This window comes from Bacillus sp. N6, assembly GCF_052805735.1.
In genome coordinates this window covers 2,443,892-2,469,877 of record NZ_CM127843.1, presented here as the reverse complement: position 1 = coordinate 2,469,877, position 25,986 = coordinate 2,443,892, and the positions used below count along the sequence as shown (strand labels likewise).

General features: G+C 33.7%; 21 protein-coding genes, 6 pseudogenes and 2 riboswitches. Of the genes and pseudogenes, 7 read left to right on the top strand and 20 right to left on the bottom strand.

Annotated features, from left to right (window positions below):
• Window positions 1-99 precede the first annotated feature (99 nt).
• Window positions 100-265: riboswitch (M-box (ykoK) riboswitch) on the bottom strand.
• Between the two features lie 504 nt (window positions 266-769).
• Window positions 770-946, top strand: a riboswitch (M-box (ykoK) riboswitch).
• A 190-nt stretch (window positions 947-1,136) separates the two neighbouring features.
• Window positions 1,137-2,258: an FtsW/RodA/SpoVE family cell cycle protein gene (locus tag ACUXVC_RS12655; protein ID WP_095690889.1), complete on the top strand. Its 1,122-nt coding sequence runs from the start codon at window positions 1,137-1,139 to the stop codon at window positions 2,256-2,258.
• A 187-nt stretch (window positions 2,259-2,445) separates the two neighbouring features.
• Window positions 2,446-3,393 (top strand): aromatic ring-hydroxylating oxygenase subunit alpha, encoded by a 948-nt coding sequence (locus ACUXVC_RS12650; RefSeq protein ID WP_095690890.1) that lies wholly within the window; start codon window positions 2,446-2,448, stop codon window positions 3,391-3,393.
• A 241-nt stretch (window positions 3,394-3,634) separates the two neighbouring features.
• Here ACUXVC_RS12650 and ACUXVC_RS12645 read toward each other — a convergent pair.
• A pseudogene (locus ACUXVC_RS12645) lies at window positions 3,635-3,703 on the bottom strand (HXXEE domain-containing protein); the annotation flags it as partial.
• 181 nt (window positions 3,704-3,884) lie between these two features.
• Window positions 3,885-4,152, bottom strand: a pseudogene (locus ACUXVC_RS12640) (Ger(x)C family spore germination C-terminal domain-containing protein); the annotation flags it as partial.
• Between the two features lie 737 nt (window positions 4,153-4,889).
• Here ACUXVC_RS12640 and ACUXVC_RS12635 point away from each other — a divergent pair.
• Window positions 4,890-5,309, top strand: coding sequence for a DUF1259 domain-containing protein (locus tag ACUXVC_RS12635; RefSeq protein ID WP_446026112.1), 420 nt, complete (start codon window positions 4,890-4,892; stop codon window positions 5,307-5,309).
• 4 nt (window positions 5,310-5,313) lie between these two features.
• Here ACUXVC_RS12635 and ACUXVC_RS12630 read toward each other — a convergent pair.
• Window positions 5,314-5,830, bottom strand: a pseudogene (locus ACUXVC_RS12630) (linear amide C-N hydrolase); the annotation flags it as partial.
• A 210-nt stretch (window positions 5,831-6,040) separates the two neighbouring features.
• Entirely contained in the window at window positions 6,041-7,510 is a 1,470-nt protein-coding gene (locus ACUXVC_RS12625; RefSeq protein WP_095690891.1) for a glutamate decarboxylase, read from the bottom strand.
• A 221-nt stretch (window positions 7,511-7,731) separates the two neighbouring features.
• Between ACUXVC_RS12625 and ACUXVC_RS12620 the strand changes: the two genes are divergently transcribed.
• Window positions 7,732-7,995, top strand: a complete 264-nt coding sequence (locus ACUXVC_RS12620) for a lipid II flippase family protein (protein ID WP_000394421.1) — start codon at window positions 7,732-7,734, stop codon at window positions 7,993-7,995.
• A gap of 368 nt (window positions 7,996-8,363) precedes the next feature.
• Here ACUXVC_RS12620 and splB read toward each other — a convergent pair whose 3' ends face one another.
• The 11 genes and pseudogenes from splB to ACUXVC_RS12565 all read right to left on the bottom strand — a co-directional run bounded on the left by splB (window position 8,364) and on the right by ACUXVC_RS12565 (window position 18,660).
• Window positions 8,364-9,392 (bottom strand): spore photoproduct lyase, encoded by a 1,029-nt coding sequence (splB, locus tag ACUXVC_RS12615; protein ID WP_089171035.1) that lies wholly within the window; start codon window positions 9,390-9,392, stop codon window positions 8,364-8,366.
• Window positions 9,389-9,651: pseudogene (locus tag ACUXVC_RS12610) on the bottom strand (transcriptional regulator SplA domain-containing protein). The gene splB and the pseudogene ACUXVC_RS12610 overlap by 4 nt, the downstream one beginning before the upstream one ends.
• Window positions 9,652-9,826: 175 nt before the next feature.
• On the bottom strand, window positions 9,827-10,000 hold the full coding sequence (locus ACUXVC_RS12605) for a hypothetical protein (RefSeq protein ID WP_000354585.1): 174 nt from the start codon (window positions 9,998-10,000) through the stop codon (window positions 9,827-9,829).
• Between the two features lie 288 nt (window positions 10,001-10,288).
• On the bottom strand, window positions 10,289-10,513 hold the full coding sequence (locus tag ACUXVC_RS12600; protein WP_089171034.1) for a DUF2187 domain-containing protein: 225 nt from the start codon (window positions 10,511-10,513) through the stop codon (window positions 10,289-10,291).
• A 292-nt stretch (window positions 10,514-10,805) separates the two neighbouring features.
• Window positions 10,806-12,125, bottom strand: coding sequence for an aromatic amino acid transport family protein (locus tag ACUXVC_RS12595; protein WP_048656295.1), 1,320 nt, complete (start codon window positions 12,123-12,125; stop codon window positions 10,806-10,808).
• Window positions 12,126-12,415: 290 nt separating this feature from the next.
• Entirely contained in the window at window positions 12,416-13,306 is an 891-nt protein-coding gene (sdaAA, locus tag ACUXVC_RS12590; RefSeq protein ID WP_000281777.1) for an L-serine ammonia-lyase, iron-sulfur-dependent, subunit alpha, read from the bottom strand.
• Window positions 13,307-13,327: 21 nt separating this feature from the next.
• Window positions 13,328-14,026, bottom strand: coding sequence for a serine dehydratase beta chain (locus tag ACUXVC_RS12585; protein ID WP_001056999.1), 699 nt, complete (start codon window positions 14,024-14,026; stop codon window positions 13,328-13,330).
• Window positions 14,027-14,664: 638 nt separating this feature from the next.
• Window positions 14,665-14,919, bottom strand: a complete 255-nt coding sequence (locus ACUXVC_RS12580) for a hypothetical protein (protein ID WP_000557537.1) — start codon at window positions 14,917-14,919, stop codon at window positions 14,665-14,667.
• Window positions 14,920-15,751: 832 nt separating this feature from the next.
• Window positions 15,752-16,825: a patatin-like phospholipase family protein gene (locus ACUXVC_RS12575; protein ID WP_048656296.1), complete on the bottom strand. Its 1,074-nt coding sequence runs from the start codon at window positions 16,823-16,825 to the stop codon at window positions 15,752-15,754.
• An 874-nt stretch (window positions 16,826-17,699) separates the two neighbouring features.
• Window positions 17,700-18,212: a protein kinase gene (locus ACUXVC_RS12570; RefSeq protein ID WP_089171032.1), complete on the bottom strand. Its 513-nt coding sequence runs from the start codon at window positions 18,210-18,212 to the stop codon at window positions 17,700-17,702.
• Window positions 18,213-18,328: 116 nt separating this feature from the next.
• Window positions 18,329-18,660: pseudogene (locus tag ACUXVC_RS12565) on the bottom strand (hypothetical protein).
• 1,332 nt (window positions 18,661-19,992) lie between these two features.
• Between ACUXVC_RS12565 and ACUXVC_RS12560 the strand changes: the two are divergent.
• Window positions 19,993-20,451, top strand: coding sequence for a DUF5065 family protein (locus ACUXVC_RS12560; RefSeq protein WP_023521971.1), 459 nt, complete (start codon window positions 19,993-19,995; stop codon window positions 20,449-20,451).
• A gap of 673 nt (window positions 20,452-21,124) precedes the next feature.
• Here ACUXVC_RS12560 and ACUXVC_RS12555 read toward each other — a convergent pair.
• Together ACUXVC_RS12555 and ACUXVC_RS12550 are read right to left on the bottom strand one after the other, a co-directional pair.
• Entirely contained in the window at window positions 21,125-21,358 is a 234-nt protein-coding gene (locus tag ACUXVC_RS12555) for a hypothetical protein (RefSeq protein WP_095690893.1), read from the bottom strand.
• 20 nt (window positions 21,359-21,378) lie between these two features.
• Window positions 21,379-21,903, bottom strand: coding sequence for a DUF6843 domain-containing protein (locus tag ACUXVC_RS12550; protein WP_016081589.1), 525 nt, complete (start codon window positions 21,901-21,903; stop codon window positions 21,379-21,381).
• 162 nt (window positions 21,904-22,065) lie between these two features.
• Here ACUXVC_RS12550 and ACUXVC_RS12545 point away from each other — a divergent pair, with 162 nt between their 5' ends.
• Entirely contained in the window at window positions 22,066-22,641 is a 576-nt protein-coding gene (locus tag ACUXVC_RS12545) for a peptidase M56 (protein ID WP_098127366.1), read from the top strand.
• 78 nt (window positions 22,642-22,719) lie between these two features.
• On the opposite strand, the gene ACUXVC_RS12540 is transcribed toward ACUXVC_RS12545, so the two are convergent.
• A complete protein-coding gene (locus ACUXVC_RS12540; protein ID WP_000002881.1) occupies window positions 22,720-22,920 on the bottom strand; it encodes an alpha/beta-type small acid-soluble spore protein in 201 nt (66 codons plus the stop codon).
• A 302-nt stretch (window positions 22,921-23,222) separates the two neighbouring features.
• On the opposite strand from ACUXVC_RS12540, the gene ACUXVC_RS12535 reads away from it, so the two are divergent.
• Window positions 23,223-23,690 (top strand): ASCH domain-containing protein, encoded by a 468-nt coding sequence (locus ACUXVC_RS12535; protein ID WP_050843628.1) that lies wholly within the window; start codon window positions 23,223-23,225, stop codon window positions 23,688-23,690.
• A gap of 491 nt (window positions 23,691-24,181) precedes the next feature.
• Here the strand turns inward: ACUXVC_RS12535 and ACUXVC_RS12530 are convergent, their stop codons facing one another.
• Together ACUXVC_RS12530 and ACUXVC_RS12525 are read right to left on the bottom strand one after the other, a co-directional pair.
• Window positions 24,182-24,964 (bottom strand): alpha/beta fold hydrolase, encoded by a 783-nt coding sequence (locus ACUXVC_RS12530; RefSeq protein ID WP_095690896.1) that lies wholly within the window; start codon window positions 24,962-24,964, stop codon window positions 24,182-24,184.
• A 126-nt stretch (window positions 24,965-25,090) separates the two neighbouring features.
• Window positions 25,091-25,635 (bottom strand): annotated as a pseudogene (locus tag ACUXVC_RS12525) (spore germination protein); the annotation flags it as partial.
• Window positions 25,636-25,986: the final 351 nt, after the last annotated feature.

Genomic DNA, 25,986 nt, shown 5'->3' with positions numbered 1-25,986 from the left:
ACCTTTACTCAAAAAGGAGTAAAGGTTTTTTACAATACAAATAAATGATTATTAAGACAGCTCTGCCAAAATCTCAGAGGTGCCTTTCTATCAAATCGTATACCACTCCCTCGTTGAGTTTTAGCACTGTATAGCATAGGTTTTTATAACCAGCTACATTAAGAAGGGCCTTAATCCGACCGTTCCTGTTGACCCATTGGCGTCTCTCGACATTTTTGGGCAGCAGCGTTTCTCTATACAGGAGCCTCACCTAACAAAGTTTATTGAATTACTTCAAAATTTAAACCAGAATTTAATATTTGTCAACTGACTTTCAAATCCATTCATAAAAAATCTTTTATAGAAAATGAAATTATATTTTATTATAAATTTAAAATTCTCCTTAAAAAACATAGAATTTAAATAGATTTAATTCGAAGAAACGTTATGAAACATATGAAACTTATTGTTTTCAATCAAATTCCAACTTTATAACAGAGGATGAATAATTAGTCATTCTGTATATTAAAAGAATATTCTTAACAAATCTTCTTTTATGATTAAAATCTTCTTTACGGTTTATCAAATTTATATGGTTAAACTACTCAATCAAACTATACACTAAAGTCAAAAATATGTACTTATACAGAATGATTACATACATTTTCTCATATCATTTCTCAAAGGACTATAAAGCAATAAAACAGATAAAATTAGAAATACGGTTGCTTGACAAGCAAAAAAAATATATTTATGCTTGCTACACGAAACAAATACATAAAATTTATGTTGCTTAACCTGTTAGGTGAGGCTCCTATGCAAACACAGGCTATTGCCCAAAAATGTCGAAAGACGCCAATGGGTAGAACAGGAATTGTCGGATTAAGGCTCTTCTTAAGATAGCTAAGTAATGAATTTTCATTACTTTACGTTGTATAGTGCCAAAGCTCTACTAGGGGGAGAAAAGCCTTATTTAGTCATGCCATTTTGAATCCCTCTAGTTACATACTAGGGGGATTTTTGCGTAAAAAACAGGGAATAAGTGATAGAATCTTTCTAAACAAAAGTCATATTTAGTAATTGACGAGAACAAGATTCTATTCATTAGCAAATGTAATGTAATATTATGTTTTGTTTTAAATCAGGAGGATATTAAAATGAAAAAAATATTAAAACTCGATTATCTATTGCTCCTTCCTCTATTCATAACATGTACTTTAGGTATTATCATGATGTATAGTGCAAGCTCCATTGTCGCTGTCCAACATTACGGTTATAACAGTAGGCATTTTGTTGATTCTCAATTAACAAAGCTACTTTTAGGAACAATAGGATTAATAATTTGTGCTTTACTCCCATATGAAATATGGAAAAAACGAATAGTCTCAATCTGTATTATGGTTGGGGGGATTTTTTTATTAATTATGGTTTTATGGAAAGGAAAAGTGGTAAATAATGCTCAATCATGGATCTTTGGAATACAGCCAGCTGAATTTCTTAAATTAGGAACAATCCTTGTAACAGCCCGTTTTTTTGCATTGCGACAAGAACAAGCTAAAAATAACTGGCGTGGTATCGGAAAACTTTTATTTTTTTTAGCTACAATTTTTTTTCTTATCTTTAAACAACCAAATTTAGGATCTGCACTTTTAATATTAGGTATAGGTTTTAGCATATTTCTTTGTTCAGGAATAAATATAAATCTACTAATCAAAAGAACTACCATCGGTTCTATTTTATGGTTACCTATTTTATATTATTTGATTCAATATAGTTTATCAGCAGTTCAAAAGACACGTATTACTACGATTTTCAATCCCTTTCTTGATGCGCAAGGAAATGGATACCAGCTTGTAAACTCTTTTATTGCCATTGGCTCTGGAGGAAGCACTGGTCGTGGATTTGGAAATAGCATACAAAAAACAGGTTATCTTCCAGAACCACACACTGATTTTATAATGGCAATAGTTTCTGAAGAACTAGGATTTATTGGTGTATTTATTCTATTGGTTGGAGTTTTGACTATGGTACTTCGCTCCTTAAAAATTGCACAATTATGTGCAGATCCATTCGGCAGTTTTATAGCAATTGGTATAGGATGTATGATTGGTATGCAATCAGTTGTAAATTTAGGTGGTATTACGGGACTATTTCCTCTTACAGGTACTCCATTTCCATTTGTAAGTTTTGGTGGAAGTTCTTTAATGGTCAATTTAATAGCAATAGGAATATTGCTTAATATCTCAATTTTCAATAAAATAAGACTTTCTCCTTTTTAAAATCTATTGTACTATAGTCATTTTTGTTACATTTAGAGAGATTATACAGGCTTTCATAATGATTTGATTAAACTGTAGATTTATTAATTTTAGACGAACATTTAAAATATTTTATAGCATAGAATAGACAGTATACAGTAGACACCACTAATATCTACTAGGTGAATAAAAAAGAAGGAGAAAATAAATGACTCTAAATATAAATAGAGTATTCCCACGTAATTGGTATGCTGTGAGTTATGCAAAAGATATAAAAAAGATTCCAGTAAAAAAAAGAGTTACTGGCAAAGATTTTGTATTATATCGGGATGAAAAAGGCGAAGTTCAGGCTCTATCACCTTACTGCCCTCATCGTGGCGCTGACTTATCACTGGGACAAGTAGTAAATGGTAAACTAGTCTGTCCCTACCATGGTTGGGAGTTCGATAGTTGTGGTACTTGTGTAAGAATTCCATCCCAACCCAATAAACCTATCCCGAAATTTGCTCATACCTTCTCATACCCTGTAAAAGAAAAGATTGGGTTGATTTGGATATACCCTGATAGTGAGGAAACTCCACCTGAATGGAAAACTTTTCATGTAATGGAGAACACTCCTTTTAAACTCTCTTTCTTCCACGCAACTTGGAATGCACACCTTACTCGATCAATCGAATCTGTGCTGGATATTGCTCATCTTGCTTATGTACATAAAAAAACGATTGGTAGAAAAACAAAAGCCGAATCAACCAATTATAAGCTGGAGGGAACACTGGATCAGTTTATATTCTCAAATGGTAATGCTTACCTTGAATACAAATTCCCACATCAGTGGATGCTTCACAGTGGCAAACAGGAGAATGAGTCATTTATTCAGTACATTACGTTTACACCAATTGATGAAGAAGAGACATTAATTATGGGATATACCGGAAGGACATTTTTAAAGTACTTCCCTTTACTAGACCAAATTTTAGCTAAATTTAGTTTAAGAGTACTAAAAGAGGATCAAATTATTGTAGAAAGTCAACATCCTAGACCTATACCAGAAGCTTTAAAAATGGAGGCCCATGTTCATGCAGATATGGCTCAAGTTCAGTTTAGAAAACGTTGGTTTCAGTTTTTACAAAATGGGTCTTGTTTTTCACTCGATTAAAGGCACGTAACGCAGTATTAAATATAGGTGTAGTGATGTTGATAGACGTGGATGCTACCCCATCGCCATCAAGCTAAAATTTTATAGTACCCCCTGAACCCAATTTTGTACTAACTCGTAACAAAAAATCCCTTCAAAAAAAGAAAGGCGCCTATGCACCTTTCTTTTGTAATTCATTCTCACTCTCTTAGCATTCAGAATCCCTTATGAATCACTTTAATGCATCATTGTACGGACCTAATTACTCTTTAAAAAAGTAATAATTTGTCTCCTTACTTTTCAGTAACATATTTCCTCTTATTATTAAAAATAAGTCGTTTCTGCTTAATATTTTTACTATAACTCTAACTAGTGCTAACCAAAGGATCATAATAAGCCAAATATAATTTATTAATCACGTTTAAAGTACATAAGTCTGCACTGATTGAAAATGCAGAACCAGCATTAATATCGTTTAGCGTATTCCTAATCCGCTAATGACTTAAATCACCTTATTTCACTCTCTTCGGTAAAGCTGAGCCTGAATGTTCAATTACTGGATGAACATAAACATTAATGTCAGCATTACTAAAATAATTTTCACCTTGATCCCAATTCTTACTTATTTTCTTATTTTCTTCCATTCTTTATAATTATTCCGCTTATATACTTCTCCTAATGCTAATACATCCACCTTATATTTTTTTGAACAAGCTTTATTGATTTTTGAATCCTTTGCTCCATCTCTTTTGAAATATCCTTCGTTAAGCGTTTTTTATCTCCATGCCCAAATGTTTTCAATTATTTTTGTTTCTCCAGATTTATTATAGAATCTTTCATCTAAAATTAGTCCGTTTTACCAGTTAACATAGAATTTGACAGACGAATAAATTCTTCTTTTCGATCTAAAAAAATGTATGTGCAATAAGAGTTATGTTTAACATTAACAAAACACTTAATATAACCAATAAACCATACACCCAAAATTTACTTCTTCATTGAAAAAACAACATTTTTAGCTAGATGTAGTAAGTTATTTTAGGATGAAAAATTTAAAATATCTATCTTTATATACAGTTCAATATATTACTACAATTTTAACAAAGGACCACAAGCAATTGTAAAAGAGAAAATGAAAAAACAACTTAAGTTTTACCCTATATAATCATTAAAATATATTAATTTATTGTTGTATTAATTACCAATAAGAATTTCATAAAGAAAGCACAGACTTATTAAGGCACATATTTATCTAACCTACATAAAATAAAGATGTACAATTGCCTACTTTATGAATTTTTTATAATGATATATAGAAAGGATTCATTAAGTTATGTTTGTTGGGAAATAACATTTATATTTCTTCTAAAATAAACAGGGTACAAATTACACATATCAGCCTGTTTATTTTAGAGAAAAGTTGTTTATAAGTAGTTCTTTTCTTTAAAAGAAGGAACTACATTTTTTAAATTAAATTTCTAAATGGATAAATTTAGCACGGGAAAGGAATTGAACTTATGTCTAATTTAAATTTCATTTCTGATCAATTTGCTGCAATTCTTAAAGGAAAGAGTAAAATAAATCAAGGTGGTTGTTCGGTGTCTTTTCACCGCAATTTTAAGGTCCTGGTTCAAGGAAAACCAAGTGCCTATGTAGTTCCCGTCGGAGTAAGTTTTGAATCGTTGGATCAAAATGGCAATGCATTAAATTTAGGAGAAATCGCGGTTCTACAAGAAGAGATCCCTGCATTTATGAAATCAATTGTACAACAAGGAATTATTGTCAGTGCTTTACATAATCACTGGTTATACATGAATCCCTTAATTATGTATATTCATATCCAATCGGTAGAGCACCCGTTACATTTTGCAAGAAAATTGGCAAATTCATTTTTATCGTTAAGCAGCTATCCTGTTTCTAATATCGAAGGGCAATAATTTATCTACAATCATAGATATGATAATAATATGTACCAGACTCCATGCACGTTGCGCTTGTATAAATAGTATTATCTAATGTATCTTCTTCCGTTATTACTCCTCCTTTTGGAACCTCACAATTTTACAAAATACGAAAAATGACCGATATACCCTCTTCTTCGTTATCTATACCCTGAATATTTTATTTACCATACGCTGCTCGTATCAACCTTGATGGTGGGGTGAAATCTCCATTAAGTCCCATTGAACCTGAACCTTGTCCAAAAGCACTTAATGGTATATCCCCCTCGCATGGCTGCGATTTAAGACCTATATATTGTCTTAAATTTTGTAAATGCCAATTAAACTCAGGACTATTAGTCACTACTCCTTGTCGATTCTAATACAATAGATTCACCCCATTTATCCGATAAAATCTAATGTAATGGTGGAGTAACTCCTAAAGCAGGTAATGGCACCTCCCAAAAGGAAATACTAGCTACAAATTTCTTTAACTCTTCAACAGATTTGAATTGTGTCTTTCGAAACCAGAAGAAAAGCCAATAGATTTCTGAAAACTGGGCGTATGATTTGATATTGTAAAGCCCTCAGGCATCAATTTGTTCATCACCTATCATCATGTATCCCTTGGTTGAAACCATCAGCTTTTCTGTACCTCTTCCCAGTCGATAGCTCGAAAAGTTATGAGTGTTGAGCTCAACTTAACGACGACGAGAGCTGCTCCCCAATTAGTGATGAAACCCATTATCACATTTCGTATCATGTGGCATAGGTCCATCCAAGGAATCCAGAAAGGCAACGGCCTGTTTGAGGTTCCTCAAAAATAAATGCGCGAGATCCATAGAAAATCCGTTTCGAACCACAATGCGCATAATCGTCACTGCTTCTAGGTCTGGAGGCAATGGATATGCGGGTACTTGCCAGCCGAACACACGCAATTGTCGAGATAAATCATAAAGGTTCCAGTTTAATGTGTAACCTTTTTTCAGTTGCCAAGCGAAAACCGGAATATCCGAACCATCGGACAAAAGTTCGAACGGTTCCATCTCCTGAATTGCCTTGCTAAGAAAAAGAGCGACCTTCTGAGAAGCCCTTTGGACATCATAGTACCCACTTTTCCCCAAACGCAGGTAATTGTAATATTGTAGGAGCACTTGTGCGCCAGGACGTGAAAAATTCAGGGCAAAAGTCGGCATGTTTCCGCCCAAATAGGAGACGCGGAAGATTAAATCATCGGGGAGATCATCAGCTTCCCGCCAAATTATCCAACCCAAGCCAGGATAGACTAATCCATATTTATGTCCCGATACATTGATGGACTTCACCCTCGGCAACTGAAAATCCCAGACTAAATCTGGTTGAAGAAACGGTGCTATAAATCCGCCCGAAGCCGCATCTACATGCATAGGAATGTCGAGTCCCGTCCTCTCCTGTAAATCGTCCAACGCTTTTGCAATGGCGGCAACCGGTTCGTAAAGTCCGGTATAAGTCTCACCGAGAATCGGTACCACACCAATCGTATTTTCATCCACGGCTGCAAGGACCCCTTGAGGATCTAATCGGGGATGCTCAGGGCTAACCTTCACATAGCGTGGTTCAACCTCCCAATAGTTCGCAAATTTTTCCCAAACGACTTGAACAGCAGAACTAAACACAATATTAGGCCGATCCACCGGCTTCCCCTCTCTTTTTCGTGCATTTTGCCAGCGTCTCTTTAACGCAAGCCCCCCGAGCATACAGGCTTCCGACGATCCAGTTGTTGAAACGCCCATAGTTGTAAGGGGGCTGGGGGAATGCCAGAGGTTGGCTAAAATGCGGACACACCGCTCCTCAATTTCAGCTGTCTGTGGATATTCGTCCTTATCAATCATGTTCTTATCAAATGATTTAGCATATAAGTGCTCTGCGGTAGGTTCCATCCATGTACTAACGAATGTTGCAAGATTCAAGCGTGCATTGCCATCAAGAGTCATTTCATCATGGACGATTTGATACGCTGTTTCTGGTAACATTCCTTCATCAGGCATGTGAAAGCGCGGAATGACTGATTCTCCTTTGCGGGCAAAAAGAGGATTTATAGAAAATTCGGGAGGCAGCTCCATTTGCACGTGACGCGGTAGATATTGTGGATTATCTGGCATAACCTCTTTTCCTTCATATGTATTGTTTTGCACTTCTTCTTTTCGATCCTGCGGCATACTAGTCCCCCTTAATTAATGGTTTAACAAATATATTATTTACAAAAAAACATTTGCTAAACCAAGGGACAATTCTAATAAAAGGTGATGCCATCATTCAAAATAAAGGAGTATAGTTTTTGATTATAAAATAGAAATTGATTTATATTTTAATGAAAATATTGAATATTTTTAATATAATTATTGAGTTATGTATTTATAGAAACTTAAGGGGTATGATTATGGAGTTTATTACTTTTAAAGTAATTTGTATCTTTTTATTTTTAATGCTTATGACTTCTATAGAAGTTTTAGGATATGGAGTTCAACTTGTTGGAGCGAAATTAGCTTTAGTTGCATCGGCTTTTGCTAAATATAATATTATGTCTTTAATTGCTCGATTTTCTAATATGTTTCAACAACCATTTACTGTTTCTTTAGTTGATAGTACAGCAAAAAATGGTAGATTAGAATTACTAATTAAACAATTAGATTTTTGTTATTAGGTTCTACTATGGGAGTAATACTTGGAGGGATTATTAGTACCATTTTTTATGAAAGCTCTTTCTAAAGCGCTAATACCATTGTCAAAAGATGGTTCGTTTTTAAACATGTTCAAATTAATATGTTCACAAAAGAATTGATGCAACGTTAAAAAGAATGAGCCCGGTACAATACCGGACTTATATTCATACAACCGCTGTACTTTTCTGTTTAACTGTTGGGATTCAGTTCATAATGAAACATATTTTTACATAAAAGACTTTCGTATATAAATTTTTCAAATGATTTATTAGCGAATTGTTGACTAATATCACTTTTTTGAGTGAGTAATTTTTTAGATTGATGATGTAATGAATTTTGTTCGTTTCTTTTATGTAAAATATTCTAGTTTTGCATTAGGAAAGAACTGTTTCATATAGGAATACAGATAGTTTTTTATATCCTCTTCTTCTTCTTTTTGATAAATGTATTTTCCGATTCCATATTTCCCCCATTTATACCTTCTTTTCTCTTCATCTAATTCTAGTTTTGTCATCGGGTAGTTTTTTTCAATTACTCTCTTAGCTGGCTTTGTAAAACGATGTTGAATAAATTCAAATGTAATATCATCCCGTGCATCAAGAGGTAATTCAGCATTTAGGCGTTCAAACATATGATAGTATCCTTCCTTCCAGCCTTCATGCAGGTAAATAGGAGCTACAATGAAACCAAGAGGATATCCAGCTCTAGCTACTTTTCCTGCTGCCTCAATTCGTTTAGCTAAGGGAGAAGTTCCTGATTCAAAGTTTTTAATCACATAATCAGCGTTTACACTAAAGCGAAATCTTGTTTTTCCATTATGTTTAGCATCAAGTAAATGATCTACATGGTGGAATTTCGTAACAAATCTCAATTTCCCATATTCAGATTCTCCAAAATGCTCAATGGCCCGTTTAAGGGTATGCGTTAAATAATCGATTCCTACAATATCTGAAGTACACGACGCTTCAAATCTTGTTACTTCAGGTGCACGCTCTTTCATGTATTTATCAGCAGCATCTAAAATTTCTTCAACATTTACATACGTTCGTATATAAGGCTTACTTCCCATCGTTGTTTGTAAATAACAATAATGACAATGCCCCATACATCCCGTTGCAAAAGGAATTGCATACTCTGCTGAAGGCTTGGAAGTATCAAATTTCAGTGTTTTTCTAACACCAACAACCAGCGTGGATTTTGCTACTCGATACTTTTGAAAATCGTTATCCCCTGGCAAATCTCTTACTTGATTATGGGAAGTAGTATGTCGAATTTCAACATCCATCTTTGAAAACTTCTCAAACAGCTCTTTCCCCAAAGGATAATCTAATGCTTTCGGTTCAAAATATACGAGCTTAGGCATAAATGGCTTATTCATTCAAACATCCCCTCTGAAATATCACCATAATAGTAAGTGTAAGCTTGGTTTGCCTCATCTTCGGTAGCATATATAGCCATCTCATTTGTTAGTGGATAATACGTTTCGTAAAGAAATAGTGCTAATTCATTAGGTCTTTCAGGATTATTTACAACTGCTGCAGCTTGTATGTTAGCTACGTCTTGAGTATGAGATTTCGGTAAAAAATATAAACAATGTCACCAGCATGATACGTATTACTTTCAGAAGAAAATTCCATTCCATCACCATCTCATTTCATAAAATTCAATGCTCACAGTTTTACTTTCTAATTTCCTTGTAGTGTAACTATTTAATTACATTGATAATGATTACGCCATACAAACATATTTTGAAAAATGAATAATAAATGTACTCCCAAAAAGGCAAGCATATATCAATGCTTGCCTTTCGTTCTAACGACGATGTTCAACAAGATCGATTACACCTAAAACGACGTGTGCTAAACCAAAACCAAATACTGTATTTGCAATCATTTTATTAGTTCCACGAGTTTGTTTAAGAGCATAACCTGCTGCTGTCACTGCTGTACCTAAAGCTGTTGGAATTAATCCTTCACGAATGTCCACAGTGATGCCTCCTTGTTTCGTAGTTAGTAAATTTGTTTTAATGACTCGAAGTAAAGTATTAAAACAAGTATTAGTATTTTTCTTTTTAATAAAATTATGTGAAATTCTTATGAATAATATTTTAAATCCATAACAGCTATAAAGATTGAAAAAATTATTAATTAACAAATAAGAAAATATCTTCAAAACGTATTTTTATATGAAAATTTTATACCTCAGACAAAAAAATCTTTGCGAAAATTCTCTCCATAAAAAGTGCTCCTAAATTTATATATATAGGAGCACTTTTTATGAAACACTATTCTTTATTTGCTTATGAACCACTTTATTATAATAACCATGCTTTACAACTTGCCTAAAATCATCTACCTCGATATCCATTCTTTCCGCAATATCTACAACAATTGTATTTTGTAAAACATTCACCGCAAATCCCATTAATTTCAAATTATGATTTTTACGATATGAAAATTGAACGTAATCCCCAAGTGTTACTTCTTTATTATGTTTCATTTGGCGCCCCCTAAATTATCGATAATTATACAATAGTTTCCCCCTTTTTTACTTCTACATACGGGGTCACCAGTTTATCATTTTAGCCAATTCATCTCCCACCTACTTATTTTGCGTTCCTTGAGGAAGGGGTCTTCTTGGCTAAAATGATAAAAAAAGACAAACTCTCCAATGTGAGGAGTTTGTCCAAAACCATGATTTCTTTAGTTTAACAATATAGAATTCAGTTCCGATAAGAATCTTTCTTTTTTCCATATCCCACGGTTTTTGCATCGATACTAACAATAGTGGATTAGAATAATGACTTAATACTTGCTAGGACAGTAAGAATACCTATAATAATGACAAATACATTGCTAGATTTCCCTTTGTATTTAGCAAGTACTGATACTTTATGGATTGCATACATTGGTAGTATACATAAGATAGCAGCAACTAGCGGACCGCTAAGGGCATCAATGATTCCAAGAATACTTGGATTTGTATAAGCAACATACCAGCATGTTAATACGACAAAAGTAAGAATCATTGTCTTAACTGTTTTTTCTCCTATATCTTTCCCACGTTTTTTACTGGACTTGATAATCATGTCACGCATTACCTCATACGCTCCTATATAATGACCAAGGAAAGACTTTGTAATAGCCACAAATGCAATGATAGGAGCTGCAATAGTGATTACTGGCGAATTAAGCTCATTAGCAAGATATGATAGGATTGACAAGTTCTGTTCTTTTGCCACCTTAAGATCATTTGGAGTCAAACTTAAGGTACTGCTCCAAACGAAGAACATAACAACTGCGAATGTCATAATATAACAAACTTTTTGTATTTGAGCACATTTAGCATCAGTAGCATCTATTCCATACGTAGCTCTCTGTTTCATAACAAATGACGAAATCATAGGCGAATGATTAAACGAGAATACTATGATTGGAAGTATCATCCATATCGTTCCTAAATATCCTGTTCCTGTTGAAGCAGTAGAAACACTTGAAAAACTAAGCATTGACGTATTCCACTGTGGAATCAAAGATATTGCGATAAAAAGTAGAGAAGCTATAAAAGGATACACTAGCATGCTCATGATCTTTACAGTTATATCTTGACCAAAATTTAGTATAGCGATAAGACCGAGTACTAAAACAAGCGATAAAATGGACCTTGGAGGCTCCGACATGTGCAATTGATGCACGATAAAGCTACTAGCGGTATTTGTAAGTGCGACCGAGTACATCAGCACGATCGTATAAATGGAGACAAAATATACAATATTAAAAATGATACTTGCCTTATTTCCAAAATACTCTCTTATTGTACCTGTAATCCCCTCATCGGCAGAGTTCGAAGCGTAAATCATTTTAGCAAGCGCCCTATGTGAATAATACATAACAGGATATGCAAGTAATGTAATTAGTAGTAAAGATAATAAACCACCTGAACCTGCATTAATCGGTAAAAAGAGTACTCCTGCTCCAATTGCTGTTCCAAAAAGGCTCAATGCCCAGGTAGTATCCTGTTTATGCCACTTTTTAGGGTCTAGATATTTCTCATTTTTTACTGCCGTGTTATCAGCTTGAAATTCTATGTTTTTTGCAGTATTCCCATCCATATAATAATTCCTCCTTGTGTCCTATTCTTAATTCTCTTTTTAAGATATAGGAATATAGACCGTTCTTGAAAAATGAATAGCTTATATAGTGCCCCACAACGAATATCCCCCTTCTAGGTTAATAAAAATCAAAAAATTAGCGAAGCATCAACCTGAAGGGTTTGTTACCACTTATAAAATATTTTAATTATATAGTAGTATATTTTATTGATAACTCCCCCAATATACAGACATCCTTAGGCGAACAATAGAGTAAAGATTGTTAAAATTTTCACAATATATTCGATAACTTATTGATTTGATTGTTTCTCCCCAAAGATTTTATTTTTAATGGCAATTCCTGTAGGTGTAGCTGCAATACCACCTAAACCTGTCTCTCTTAATTCGCGAGGCATCTGTCTTCCAACTCTATACATGGCTTCAATCACTTCGTCAGCATTGATGAGATTGTTTACGCCGGCTAATGCGATGTCCGCTGCTGCTAAAGCATTTGCCGTTCCAATGGCGTTTCTCTTTACACAAGGAATTTCTACCAAACCAGCGACCGGATCACAAACTAAACCGAGTAAATTTTGTAATGCAATCGAAAAAGCTTCAGAAGATTGCTGTGGCGTTCCACCCGCAGCTTCTACCGCAGCTGCAGCCGCCATCGCTGAGGCACTTCCTACTTCAGCTTGACATCCTCCATACGCTCCTGAAATACAAGCGTTGTTTGCGACTATCGTTCCAAATAACGCTGAAGTGAATAGAAAATGAATCATATCTTCATGACTTAACTGCAACGTATCTTTAATACTAAATAGGACTCCCGGAATCGTCCCACTCGCACCTGCTGTTGGAGTTGCACAAATAGCTCCTAATGCAGCATTTACTTCATTAACACCGATAGCACTTTGAATCCCTAACACCATTAAATCTCCAGAAAGAGTTTTCCTATTTTCTCGATAGTTTTTAATTTTTACAGCATCCCCTCCGGTCAAACCTGTTGGAGAAAATACACCGTCGCCCTCGATACTTTTATTTATTGCATGTTGCATAGTCGCTAAATTTCGTTCCATTTTACTCCATACTTCTTCATAAGAAGTTTTAGTTTGTTTGATTTCCTGTTCGATTGCTAATTCATAAATTTGCTTTTGGCTTTTATTAGCTGCATCCACAATTTCTTTTATAGCCATATACATATTTTTCACTCCTTAATGTGACTAAAGAATAATAAGATTAGCTATATTGCTTAAATCTCCTAATTCCTTCTGAGCATTACCTGGCAATATCGAATCCAAAGCGAATGCATATAAATATTTTGTTTTATCTTCCAAACTATGAAAGTTGTTAATTTCCACATCATATTGTTTAAAGATCCTGCGTAAAACAAATTCAAAGTCAGCTCTTTCTGAAATCGCAATAACAACTGGCAATGGCCCCTGCAGATTTAAGCTAAATCCATCAATTTCAACATTTTTGACTTCAATCAACCCACCACCGACCGAAATACCCATTACTCTAATACTTCGACTTTCATCCTCTGCATATACATCTGCCGTATTTGGATGACCAGCAGGACTATTACCCAATTGTTCAATAAAGGTAATGTCAATTCCCTTAGACTCTGCTATTTTAATAGCATCTGGCACTTTGCTGTCATCAGCAGCTAAGCCTAATATACCAGCAATAATTGCAAAATCAGTTCCGTGACCTTTATGGGTTTCAGCAAATGATTCATAATACTTTACCACAACTTTTTTGGGAAGACCTTGAAATAATTTATTAGCAACTGTTCCAATAGCCAAAGCACCTGCAGTATGTGAACTTGAAGGGCCTATCATTATGGGCCCAATCACATCAAAACAACTTTTGTATTTAACAATCTTTTTTTCTTTAATAGATGCTACATTCATGTTCATATAAGCACCCCCATAATTTATTATTTTTAGCTGTAGTTGAATCTAAGTTATTAGAATGATCGATTCAAAACAAGTTTTGTTTGATAACGCTTTCTTTATTGAGTTGAATAAACTTCCCTTCTAATCCGCTATCCTCCGTATAGTAATCATATCAGTATGTCCAATTTTAAAAAATTACTGGCAAGTTCTTTAGAATTTTTAATCCAAAACGAGGTTTGATATTTTCTCTAGAGGTAATAAATTGTGTCTCGACGCCCTCATTATAACTTGTATATTTATAAGTTTAATCTTTTTTTATTTTTAGAAAGATTGAATAGACAGAATTTTGAATGGGTAATAAATTACACTTAGTATGTAGCAATTGTGTCCTTTGTTTGAAGCTGTATTAGTTAGTAAAAAAGCAAAAATAACACAGAGTTCCTTTCATAAACACATTGATTATATTGAAAAATCATTATAAAGATACTTATATTGTCTTTTGTTTGAACATCTTATTTTGAACGGGAAACCTGTTGCAATAAATAATTCATTCATATGAAAAGGAATACATTAATAAAATTTAAAAACGTTTTAGTATATTAATTATACATTTTTTATAAATATTAATTATCAAAAAAAACTAACTTCTTATTAGGATCTTAACATAAAGGATACATTCCAAATAACAATGGAGATTCTGCTTTATCAATTTCTTTATACGTTATATTTCCCTCTTTACCTGCAACAGCAACTTGTACTTTTTCATTTGTTTTCACATCTTCTGCACCTATTGCACCACCCGCCAATAATCCTGTACTTAACAGACTATCGTGAACAAAAGTTAGAGAGTTATGGAACAAAATATAATGTGTATGTACATACATTTCTTTTAAAAGAAGTTTTGTAGTATGCAACTGAATTAAAAAAATATAGATTTTTATGACTCTTTTTAGGGGATATAGCAAAGTGGGATCTTTTATATGCACATTGCTATACCGAACTAGATTTCAGCATAGTATTTTTTTGCAACTCATTGATTTTTACCAAACACGTATAAAAACCAACAATATGAAAATAAACGACTGGCTAAAATTTTACTTTCAATAAAATAAAAAAAGAACCTGCAAATTTGCAGATTCTCCTGATAATGATTTATATAAGTAAAACTCGAAAATATAATACAATGATTCAAAAATAAGTTCAAGTAAATCCAAAGAACCCGCTGGAGTTCGGGTTCTTTCAGAAGTGATGATGTTTTCTCGGATTTGCAAAGTGAGAAAATACAAGAATATAATACATCGAGATTTAGAGAATTTCAATACTTAAATTAGAGGTTATTTTAATATGATGTAACATCAGCATTTTGGAGGAATAGCAATGAATACCTTATACATTTCCAGTCTACATAACGCTTTATTATCAGTAGAAAGAAAAAGTAAATCCCTACTTTCACAAGAAATCCGCCTTTTTACTCTATTCATTTTTTGATACATTCCCATCCACGGTTTTAGGGTTCTCTTTTGTACTGTGTTAGCCGAAAAATTTTATAAATCATAATTCGTTTTTCCTCCACCTGTTTCACCCTTTCTACACCCTAGTTTTACAAAATAAGAGGTCATCAAAACTTATATTTATTACTTTCTGTTATCTCCTCTCTCTTGTTCTATGCATAGTCTATTTGAATTTTTATTAGCTACTAAAAAAAATTACAGGACGATTAAAAAAAGCCAAGTGCATTACTCGGCTTTATGGTCGATTAAACATTTTTACTTCCGACGTATTAAACTGATGTAGATAGTCTTTAGTAGAAGTATAGCCTGAATTCATGAGTGTTTTCTTTTCTTCTTCTGTGATATCGAAATTAAATGACGGCGTAAAGAATGTATTGATAAATACAGTGCGGGCAGCATCTTCTTTGGTTGTTTTTCCACTCTCATGACCTTTGATCATGGTTTGAGACAAATTCCATGCAAAATGAATAAGAGAATGGCCAATATGATGTTCTGTTGAAGTTGCGATATGTTTTAACATGGCAACCTCGGCCTGAGATTCTAAACGGAAACCTAGTGTTTCTTTGTTGTAGACAATTTCATCTGTAGGATCAAAGAAAGATGCATTGTATTTCGTGTGTAAGCTTCTTAGTGTAGAATGATCCTCCATATTGCTTATCAGTTTATTAACCTCGTCAATCGTATCTGTGGTCGTGAAGTGTTCTTCCTTATTCACAAAACTTTTCCGATCAAATAAACGAATTGGGTAGTTATCGAGTACACCTCCGTCTACATAATAATCTTTATCCCATTCCACAGATTTAAAAAAGAATGGGATGGACATCGAAATTCGCACAGCAACTACTAACGGAACATCAGGTGTCGTTTCGCGAGAAAACGTACGAAGCTGGTGTGTAGAAACGTTCGTTCCTTGGAAAAACACGTCTTTTCCTGTTTTGTCATACAACTGCTGAAAAGTTGTGTCCTTACTCCCTGTCCACTTTTCAACGATTTTCCCTACCCACTCAGTGAAGAAATCCCCTTTATAGATACCAAAACCATCAAAAAATAAACGAATGTTATCTTGTACAATCGAAAAATCATCATCTTTAAATGCTTTGAAATTCATGTCTTTGTGGATTTTTACAAGATCTGCGAATGGAATGGAAAGACCTAAAAGTAATGCAGTAATCGCTCCAGCTGACGTCCCCCCAAATCGTTGTATTTCTGATAAAATCCCTTCTTCATTTAGTGCACGGATGGCACCTATATAAGCGCTTCCCTTTACCCCGCCACCTTCAAATACTAAGTTACGAAATGGATATGCCATTATATACCTCCAATAAAGAAATTTTCGATCTGTTATAGTATCGGAAGTATATTGAAATATATTCCAAATGGTATTAAGAAAGCTTCATGTCCTCCGATACGTATGGCCGAATTATCTTTATTCAATGAATGAATTGTTTGAAAGAGAAGGAATTTGCTTGGAATGGTAATTTAGTAGGATAGGGAACAGGAAACGGAGCGTGTCTTTGGATGCACTGACTAATACCCCTTTTTGAATCGTATATAACGTAACTTCTTTTCCGATGTATCCTCAAAGTAAAATCACGAGCAAAAAACCAAGAAACAATCTACATTTCATAAATCCCTCACCATCTATAACATACAATCCAGTGAAATAATTTGTTTCAGATACGTAGAAATATGGTTTAACCAGCAATCAATGATCAGGTCTTCTTACCCTAAATATACCTGAATCTATTTGTTTCCATACTGGAAGAGTTAAATCATTTTGTTCCCATTCATGCAATTAAACGGATATGTATAATTGCATATCCATTAAATCGCTTTTAGTGCTATATTTTAATAGCGATGAATGCTATTATTTCATAAGTTGTCAACAAAGCGTTATGTATGTATGAGAAAAAGGAAGGAGCCAAATAGGTCCCTTCCTTTTTCTACTAATTAAATACATTACTCTCTGGTAAAAATTTAAATAGTGATGCTCCTTTACAAGCGTCTGATTATGCATTAAAAATGCTAGTTTTGCTTGCTGTCGGAAAAATTAAAGATGATAGCATTAAGTTATTAAGAGACAAAAATTCATCAACATGAAGACAGATTTGTCTTGGCTAGATAAATTTGGTGATAAATACAGGAAGTAACTCTTACGATTCAATGATTCTTTTTCCTGCCTTCTACCCTTGCCACTTCTGTTTCATGACTTGCAAATATAGATCTTCAAACTCGTTAAAATGGACGCGAAAAACACCTAATGTATCGATATAAGCAGAAATCACATCTTCCTTATTAAAATGAATCCCTTCCTGCGGTATATCATAGCTATCATCAAGGCTGTATAAATCAAAATATTCCTCTTCCCAATATACGCCTCTGTTTACTAGTAAACGAGTGGAGCAAGTAAGAGCTTGTTTCACATTACATTTCTGAGCTACTAACTTTTCATTTAAGACAGAAAGAAGGATATTTACCGAGTATTTTTCATCAACTATGCGGCTATATGACAGTAAAGCCGATTCTATATATATCAGCTTTGCTTTAGACATTAAAGATATCTCCATAATTTCATATGGCGGGTGATCATTTGCTTCAATCAACCTATCGCACCATGAAATAACCTCCTCTCTATTCCAAAGTCCGCAGCCTAGTCCTAATGCATACAAGTGGGCTAAAGTTTGATAAGATTTCAATATGGTTCACCTTCAATTTAACTGTATAGTGGTATTGCATTCATTTTGGAAATAATCACGCTTAGTAATAAATATAATAAGTTGCCCAAACGGACAGCTTATTTGCATTAAAAACGCTACACATGAACGTTTGCTTTTTTTCGACGAATAAGCCACCAAACTAAAGATAGCAGTACTAGAGGGAACGGAATTACCTGAATAAAGAAAAATACTTTCCAGAAATCGTGCATCGTACTATCAGGGGAATCTGTTGCCATCCCGCCAATAAAAAAAGACAATGGAATGACAAGTATATTTATACCTAAACTAATCATTAGAAATGATAGATTCTCCTTCCAGGTTATTGGTAATGCAGCTACGATAAATAAAACCAATGCAGTACCCAGTATAAGAAACAGTGCTCCCAAAAAAATACAAAGTATAAAATACCATTGATTAAAGGTTCCACAATAGCCCTCCTAAGGATTCATTCTATAAAAACACTCATGTTATTTAGAAAGTCAGGATGCTAAACCTCTTAGTTCTCTTTCAATTTCTTCATCGCTATAGTCTTCTTGTCTTCTACCATTTTATCAGCTTAGAATACTTTATCTACATGCTTATATTCTGGACTGCGTTAGGACATATGTTTCTATTGTACAACCAGCTAGCAAGAAACCCACACTTATCCCTGCTAATACGGTACCTTTAAAGGCTCTGTTCATATTCATTTGCCCCTTTTATCTTTTCGTATTTTTTCTCCATCCATAGACAGTCCATTATGAACGTTTTCATTATAAGTATTGTCTGCTGTTACTGTTTTACTTTCCTTACTATCTGTTTCGGCCCTGATTCTTCTCGTTTACCGTTTCAGTATTACGCTTCAATTCGCATTATCATTACATAAAAAGGACATACCTATCCATATATACCCCTTTATTATTTTATAAAGATTATACAAAAATTAATAATTAATCATTTACTCAACAATAGATAATATGGATAAAGAAAAAATACTAGAGAATATCACAGTGTAGTAGTCTCAAGTATTTTTTCATAGTATTTTAACGGCTATGCAATACGAAGGGATAAAAAAGACCTCTTACGGAAAGATAAGAGGTCATCAAGAAGATAAAAATGTTGTATTTGAAACACGCGAGTTTCTAATTCATATCATAACACAATATATTTATATATTCAATATATACATAAAACAAAGGATATATGTTCAAAAAACACACGGAATATTAATTTGGAACAGTATGTTTTATTCTTTTAACCTATTTCTTCTACAATGCCGTAATTGTAACAATGGATGGTCTCCTCTATATACTGATGAGCAATTGTAGCAAGTTTTTCTAAATTCTCTTCCGTTACCTCATGAATAAACAGAACAAAATTACTATCGGATTCGGAGTCTGTTGAAATGGAACCATCGATCCGTTATGAAATGTTGAGCTTGCATCTCCTAGATTCCATGTAAATATTCGCTAATTCCAATCCCCTTTCGTGTCTATTTTATGTTTAATATAGTCTCGTACCGTACAAACGGGAAATGTTGTTAATTTGAAAAGAGAGCGGAATAAAATTTCTTTATCGCCTCTGTTCTTTCTTTTGTATGATAGAAAAAACGGAGAAAGATGGAATTTTATCTATCCTCATAACTTGTTAGAAAATTCTAATTTGATTAAATTAAAAGAAAATGATATATTGATTTTAGAATAATAATCCAATTAATGGATGACAACCTAATACCTGTAATTGGACTATGACAATGTCAGATAAACGGGAGGAATTTAATATGAAAAAATTATGTTCATTTGCTTTAATCGGTGCCTTAACCTTTTCGGGTTTTATCGTTTTAGACAGTACGCTACCTGATAAAGCGCGCGCTGAAGTAAATACGATTAAGCAAGCTTCAGCTGTTGTGGATGATTGGCCATGGCAGACGTATTTCTTATTGCATCACAACGTGGACTATCTACAAGAATTAGCCCCTGGTACGTTAAAACAAGGTGATACGTTTGATACGACGGTATATATAGGCGGAAAAGATGTAGGTGTTGTAAAGATTTATCGATTGAACGGAGAAGGTAAATTGCAACGCTACAAAACCATTTCTGCAGGTGAGGCTGGACACCACTACTATTCTAGGTTCAAAACACCAATTACAACGGTTTACACACCAGGTACATATGTGGCAGTACTAAAAGTAGACAATTCATATTATTATGGTGGCTCCTTCCAAATTACAAAGTAAAACATATAGGTATATTTGTCTGAAACGCACTGGGTTACGGTGCGTTTTTGTTATCTAACGAATAAATGATCACGCGGGAAGTCAAAGCATATTATCGAAACGGAGCTGAATGTGATGAAAATTGTAACAGTTAATGCGGATGCAACAATCCATGTTGGTATTTTAAAAGGGATGACAGGATGTGTTACTAGTTATGATGCGGATACTGGGATGGCCGAAATCTAATTGGATCCATTTACAACGGTTATAATTAGGTCTGTATTTCTAACGCAATAAGGTTTGTATAGGATTCTTTAGAAAATTAATATTTGATTTTTATAGTGATTCAATACATTCTATGATTAAAACTAAGTTACATATTTTAAAATCATCACCAGGAGAATCTGCAAATTTACGGGTTCTTATTTAAAACATAATGCCAGAAAATCTGAGGTGAATAAAGTGCAAAGTTTAAAATCTTTAAAACGTGACGTATACATTTTTCTTCCATTGTCTATTTATTTTTCCTCCATTTTTATTTCATTCTATATTATAGAGAATACATTCAACTTGCTAAGTTTTTTACCAGCACTTGGAACCCTGTATGTCTGGGTAACTAGTGTGATAGACATTAAAAATAAAAATTACAAAATAAAATAAAAAAGCATCTGAACTAGATGCTTTGCTCTTAATGTTATAGAATATTGATGCCCATGACCATACAGCTACCAAAAACAATACATACCAAACCTAAAAATATTAAAAACTCTGGCAAATCAAAATGTTCGAGTAACGCGCCTATTAATAATAAAAAGGGATATACTAGAATTTCAATCCAGGTTACGCCCCCTGCTTTCTTTATTTCTCGGTAAGATACAACGCTGACAAGTAAAACGCCTACTACAATCAACCCTATCCCTAACATCATCCATTCATCCTTTTGAAAATTTAGTATTTCACTTTCATATACTGCTCTTTTACGAGCACCAATAATTCCCTCAATTTCTTCTCTACAGGATGTTCTTGATTTTCAGATACTTCTCTCCCGTATGATGAAAAGCTTTGTGAGCAAGCACTAGTTGTAACTTCCAATTTCGCGTATGAGAATGTATGCTCATTTTCTTTACCAATGTTTTCAGTAGTGCTTCCATTTGAACCAACGCGTATACAGCTTTCATCAAGTTTGGTGCGCTTACCTTCCTTGTTAACCGTGTAATACGTGTCATTGACTTCCCCATATTTCATATCGGCTGTAGATGTAACTGCGGTCCCGTCTGCAGAAAAAGTGACGACACGAAATCCATCTTCTTCTGGCAATAACTCAGCTCCTGGAACATTATATAGTACCAATAGGTCTCCTTCGTATGCTTCTGGAATGAGATAAATAGTATCTGTAGTGTCTTGTCCGAATCGGATACAACCGCTTAAAAGAATCATAATAAAGATCCCACAATACATTATAACTTTTCTCATAGAGTCTCTCCCGTTATGTGTAAGAATGGTATAGTATGTATTATATAATGCAATATATTTCCTTGGATAGAATAAGTTTCTAGTTTGAAGACGATTTAACTATTGTTATATAAAATGTTTATGTCAGTGGATGATTAGCACGAAGAGAAATGGAGTGAATTGATGAGCAGACGTTTTGCATTAACATATGAAAATAAGGTTTTGAGAAAGATAATAATTACCGTAAGTATTGTCATACTCGTTTTCATTGCAACAGGGTGTGATTCTGTCCAAAATGAGGCAAAGGATGTAACGGATATTCCGCTTAACAGCAAACTAGATTCCCTTATTTCAGAAAGTATCATTGCCTGGAATCAAGACAAATTAAATCATACAGAAAAACAATTTGAGACGCATGTAATCTATGGAACTGAGATGAAGGATGAAAAAATGTATGTCTACCTCCATTCCCTCATGCAAGGATATAACCGCGAAACACAGACAGTTCCTCAAGCAGGACATTTACTTCCAGTCCGTGTGACAGTCACAAAAAATGGGGATGATTACATCATTGAAGATTACCGTGAACCAGGAGATGGTGCTGAAAATGAACCTACTTTGCGCAACATGTTCCCGAATAAGTATGCGGATCAAGCACTTGCTATATCAAATAAAATAATACAATCATTAGAATCTCGTATGCAAGAATCCGTTTCTAAGTGGCTGGAAGAAACAAATAATGAGAGACAAGAAAGATAACAAATATACTATTTATAATCGAATACAAAACAAAAAAGGAGAGAAATAATCTCTCCTTTTTCGACTTTATACCTAGCATTATTTGTTATATCCACCAAGTTGCTGTTCTGCCATAGCAACGAGACGTTTTGTGATTTCTCCACCTACAGAGCCGTTCGCTCTTGCAGTTGAATCCGCACCTAATTGTACGCCGAATTCTTGTGCAATTTCATATTTCATTTGATCCAGTGCGCTTTCTGCACCTGCAACTACTAAAGAGTTGTTACGATTGTTTGCCATCACATATCACCTCCTGTACGTTTAATATGCTACGAAACAAAGAAAATATTATTAGTAAATAAATCCATTTATAACGTGTACTTTTCAATCATTTTACTTTCCCATTACAAATTCAGCATAATAACAGTACAAGTTTTCTTTATTTGCATGAGTTTACAGAATGTGAAATATGATTATGAAGAGTTTTATTTTACAAAAAAATTTATCGATGTAGTTGTATTGCAAGTTCTTCTAAAATATTGACAGATAATATGTCGTGTGTTAAATTCAAAATATTTAAATATTAAGGAGATGAGTGACAGATGTCAGTTAATAAGATAGAAGAATATTGGTATATGTACGCTAAAGAAAATGAGTTAAACATGAGTGTTCCAGATGCATGGATGTTTGGAGATGGTTCCAAAGAAATGGGAGATGAATTAGGAAGTTTAGTAGTTAAAGGAATCAAAACAGGAACATGCGCTGCACATTGTGTTTATGAGCTTGAAGGGGAAGAAATTCAAAAAGTTGGTCAGTACGATATTGTATTGGATGGAGACAATAATCCATTAGCAATTATAAAATATACAAAGATCGATTTACTAAAAATGACTGAAGTAACAAGTAATTTTGCAAGATCTGAGGGTGAAGGCGATTTAAGCTATGATTATTGGTATAGTGAGCACGTTAAATTTTTCACTTGGGAATTAAGTCGGTATGGACTTACTTTTACTCCAGACTTAATGCTCGTTTGTCAAACGTTTAAAGTAATGGATGTTTATAAAAAATAAACATGAATGAAAATCAAACATGTTTATTTTATACTATGTTTTTAAGCATTTCGTCATGTAAAAAAACAAAATCCCCTTAATACAGGGGTTTTGTAATCTATACTGTTCATAATCATTAGTAAACCGCTGATACTTTTTGGATAGTTCATACTCAATTTTTTCGTACGCCATTGTACCTGCTAATTCTTTACGTGTCTGTTCTTCAATATATCAAAATAATATAATCAATTCCATCATCTTAACGCCTCGCTATTTGGTTCAAAACTAGAGCCATTCGTGGATAAAGCAGAACAATATGCCATACTTATCCTTTATTGTTCCTTTATACCTTTAGTAATTGTGTATCGGTAAGGCTTATCGCCTTCTCATACAACTTTGGATGAAGTGAATAGCTGAAAATAAAAGGAACTCTTAGAATAAAGTTTTTAATCAAGTGCGTTCCTTTTATTACTTACTATTTAGCCTACGTACATATTACATAGTGTATTTTTTTATCCAATAAATTGGATTAAAACCTGGTTAAACTTTTCCCGCTCTTCCCAGAATGTGCCGTGACCACTGAATTGAAAAGGTACAAGTTGTGCATTTCCCAATAATTTTTGCGTCTCTTCTCCCTTAGTAAATGGAACAATTTTATCGTGAATACCGTGAATAATTAGCGTCTGTACATTTATTTTACCAAGATCGCTATACACATTGTCATCTCTCAATGTTCTCATAATCGCAGCTGTCGACCAACTAGCCGCTTCCAATCCTAACTGTAGAAACCATTCGAAAAATGGTCCAGTGATTTTCTGAAAGAAAAATTGATCTGTTACACCCTGCAACATATTAGGGCGATCGTTCAGTGTGTCTGTAATGAACTTATTCGCAATCCCTTTTTCCACACTAGTTGGAGATGCAGCACCAATTAGGACTAATTTGGATACTCCAAATCCTTGATAACGAGCCATATAACGAATTGAAATTGCACCACCTGTGGAGTGTCCTGCTAGTGTGACATCTTTAAGCTGTAACGCTTTAATTACTACTGCTATATCATCTGCCAATCTATCAAAATTGTATCCACTGTATGGTTTGTCTGAATTGCCGTACCCCCTCCAATCAATGCCTATACATCGATATCCCATTGCTGGAAGTACATTGTACTGATATTCGAATTGCTTATGGTTTAATGGCCAACCATGTATAAAAAGTATTGTTTTCTTACCTTTCGGATTTATATCTTCTACAAAAATTCTTACATCAGATTCAACAGGTATTAAGTATCCCATGCAGACTCCCCCATGTAATAAAGATTGCCTCTACAATAAGATATTCAGTTTAAGAGAATCTATGCTGTTTCAAGTCTACTCTAAATTGCCCTAAGGACCAGTTCGACTACAAATAATGATTCATGAAATTCGCGTTACGTATACAATCGCAACAGTTGTGTTAGAGAGAGATCCTACTTTCAATTCCTTCATTTGTAAATAAGTTGTTGAAAGCTTTCTACGTACTAAATTTAAATTTACATCTAAATCTTGGACAAATGCGATTTGCGGACCCACAATATTGTATTCAATTTCAGCTTTTGTAATATCTCTTTTTTCTTTGACACATTTACTAACAAACAATTTAATTTATCTGTATCGAACTGAATAAGTATATAGCCATTTAAAATACTATCCTGAATATCTTCCATTTGATTTGTTATTTTTGAATTCTCAAAGGGTAATACAGACTGAATATCTTGTAACGAATCGAAGCTCTTCTCTTTTATATAAGTCAAAACCTCTTCATGAAATATATTTACATCAATTAATGTTCTAAAATATGAAATGACTATAGCGGAATTATTAGAAGCAATTTCCAACGTTATAAAATCTTTAGATTTTTTTAGTAATTGCATTAATTCCTGCAAAGATTTTATAGAGTGAACAGGTACTTTTTGATGTGGTTTCAATTGATAATACCCTTCCTTTCAAAAAGAACCTATATATAGTTTTTAGAAATTTCTATTTTAAAAATGAGGGATATTTATATGTCAATATGCTCATTAAAAATAATGCCTTTTTAACTAACTTAACCAAAATTAGTTGAAAAATGTATTACAAGTAAAAATTTGAAATGTCTCCAAGAAAAATTACAATATTAAATACATCCTTTCTTTTGGTTCTAAAGAAAGGATGTTTTTATAACAGGCTTTTTCAAGTGTCTATTCTATAGGGTACATTTACCAGTGTTCTTCTCTTTATTATTTCATTAAGTAACATTGGCATTACATTCTGTATGGTTTCTTAAAAAATTTCAGTAA

Bases quoted from the DNA above. Each gene is read 5' to 3' on its own strand.
- ACUXVC_RS12655 (WP_095690889.1), top strand. From the start codon at position 1,137: ATGAAAAAAATATTAAAACTCGATTATCTATTGCTCCTTCCTCTATTC.
- ACUXVC_RS12650 (WP_095690890.1), top strand. From the start codon at position 2,446: ATGACTCTAAATATAAATAGAGTATTCCCACGTAATTGGTATGCTGTG.
- ACUXVC_RS12635 (WP_446026112.1), top strand. From the start codon at position 4,890: ATGTCTAATTTAAATTTCATTTCTGATCAATTTGCTGCAATTCTTAAA.
- ACUXVC_RS12625 (WP_095690891.1), bottom strand. From the start codon at position 7,510: ATGCCGCAGGATCGAAAAGAAGAAGTGCAAAACAATACATATGAAGGA.
- ACUXVC_RS12620 (WP_000394421.1), top strand. From the start codon at position 7,732: ATGGAGTTTATTACTTTTAAAGTAATTTGTATCTTTTTATTTTTAATG.
- splB (WP_089171035.1), bottom strand. From the start codon at position 9,392: ATGAATAAGCCATTTATGCCTAAGCTCGTATATTTTGAACCGAAAGCA.
- ACUXVC_RS12600 (WP_089171034.1), bottom strand. From the start codon at position 10,513: ATGAAACATAATAAAGAAGTAACACTTGGGGATTACGTTCAATTTTCA.
- ACUXVC_RS12595 (WP_048656295.1), bottom strand. From the start codon at position 12,125: ATGGATGGGAATACTGCAAAAAACATAGAATTTCAAGCTGATAACACG.
- sdaAA (WP_000281777.1), bottom strand. From the start codon at position 13,306: ATGTATATGGCTATAAAAGAAATTGTGGATGCAGCTAATAAAAGCCAA.
- ACUXVC_RS12585 (WP_001056999.1), bottom strand. From the start codon at position 14,026: ATGAACATGAATGTAGCATCTATTAAAGAAAAAAAGATTGTTAAATAC.
- ACUXVC_RS12575 (WP_048656296.1), bottom strand. From the start codon at position 16,825: ATGGCATATCCATTTCGTAACTTAGTATTTGAAGGTGGCGGGGTAAAG.
- ACUXVC_RS12560 (WP_023521971.1), top strand. From the start codon at position 19,993: ATGAAAAAATTATGTTCATTTGCTTTAATCGGTGCCTTAACCTTTTCG.
- ACUXVC_RS12555 (WP_095690893.1), bottom strand. From the start codon at position 21,358: ATGATGTTAGGGATAGGGTTGATTGTAGTAGGCGTTTTACTTGTCAGC.
- ACUXVC_RS12550 (WP_016081589.1), bottom strand. From the start codon at position 21,903: ATGAGAAAAGTTATAATGTATTGTGGGATCTTTATTATGATTCTTTTA.
- ACUXVC_RS12545 (WP_098127366.1), top strand. From the start codon at position 22,066: ATGAGCAGACGTTTTGCATTAACATATGAAAATAAGGTTTTGAGAAAG.
- ACUXVC_RS12540 (WP_000002881.1), bottom strand. From the start codon at position 22,920: ATGGCAAACAATCGTAACAACTCTTTAGTAGTTGCAGGTGCAGAAAGC.
- ACUXVC_RS12535 (WP_050843628.1), top strand. From the start codon at position 23,223: ATGTCAGTTAATAAGATAGAAGAATATTGGTATATGTACGCTAAAGAA.
- ACUXVC_RS12530 (WP_095690896.1), bottom strand. From the start codon at position 24,964: ATGGGATACTTAATACCTGTTGAATCTGATGTAAGAATTTTTGTAGAA.